Raw genomic sequence first — 1,185 nt, 5'->3', positions numbered from 1 at the left:
TTGACCTGCAACCCAACTTAGTCCGAAACCGCGATGGAAACTGCGGTTAGAAATCGTTGTGCAAAGCGGTTAGGCGTCAGGTAGCCAAGCGAACTGTGCGGCCGTTCGTCGTTGTATTCCTGTCGCCATGTGTCGATGACTTCGCGTGCATGCCGTACCGATAAAAACCAGTGTTCATTCAAGCATTCGTCTCTGAACTTGCCATTGAAGCTCTCGATGTACGCATTCTGCTGCGGCTTGCCGGGATCGATGAAACGCAATTGCAGATGCTGTCGATAAGCCCATTCGTCGAGTACCTTGCCGGCAAATTCTGGCCCGTTGTCTACGGTCACTGACTTTGGCAGTCCACGGCTTTCCGCCAGTCGTTCCAATACGGTCACTACCCGTCGTCCAGTGAGCGACGTGTCGACTTCGATGGCCAGGCATTCCTTGGTAAAGTCATCGACGATGTTCAGGCACCGTAATCGTCTGCCGTTGACGAACCCATCCGATACAAAATCCATCGACCAACTGTGATTCGGCGCCATGGAAACCCTCTTTGGCTGACGTTCAACTGCAGCGATGTGTTTGCGCTTACGCCGACGTACCATCAGCCCGGCTGCGTGGTATATCCGGTACGTCCGCTTACGGTTGATGCGCCATCCTTCCCGACACAGCAACACATGCAGGCGTCGATAGCCATAGCGTCGCTTCTGTCCAGCCAGCGTCGTCAATCGTTCCAGCAGTGCGCAGTCATCTGGCCGCTTGGCCTGATACCGGTAGAGCGATCTGGAGATGCCAATCAGCCCGCAAGCGCGTGTGATGCCTAACTGGTGAACCGTCATCAAATGCGTCACCGCGTCACGCCTGGCTTGCGGGCTTACCACTTTCGACTCACAACATCGCGTAACGCTGCATTGTCGAGCATCGACTCGGCCAGCAGTTTCTTCAGCTTGGCATTCTCAGCTTCCAGGGCTTTAAGGCGCTGTGCTTCAGCAACTGTCATACCGCCAAACTTCGACTTCCAGTTGTAATAGGTCGCATCACTGATGCCGTACTTGCGGCACACTTCGGCCACCTTCAGGCCGGCCTCAACCTCTTTCAATACGCCAATTATTTGCTCTTCAGTAAAACGCTGTTTCATGACTGCCTCCTTCACTAGGCAGTTTCCATCTTAGCGCCGTACTAAATTAAGGTAGCAGGTCA

The 1,185-nt window shown here is 54.0% G+C and carries 1 protein-coding gene; it reads right to left on the bottom strand.

Features of this window, described 5'->3' with window-relative positions; all coding sequences use genetic code 11:
* Positions 1-17: 17 nt before the first annotated feature.
* Positions 18-1,123, bottom strand: a protein-coding gene (locus ACFQUU_RS29290) for an IS3 family transposase (protein WP_382252159.1) whose coding sequence is annotated in 2 segments (ribosomal slippage) — positions 18-877 and positions 877-1,123 — 1,107 coding nt in all. Because the reading frame shifts where the segments join, the coding sequence is not laid out codon by codon here.
* Positions 1,124-1,185: the final 62 nt, after the last annotated feature.

The organism is Herbaspirillum sp. GCM10030257 (genome assembly GCF_042666555.1).
Classification (GTDB): domain Bacteria; phylum Pseudomonadota; class Gammaproteobacteria; order Burkholderiales; family Burkholderiaceae_D; genus Noviherbaspirillum.
Note: the sequence above shows the minus strand (reverse complement) of the source record. Positions and strands in the feature narration are given on the sequence as shown.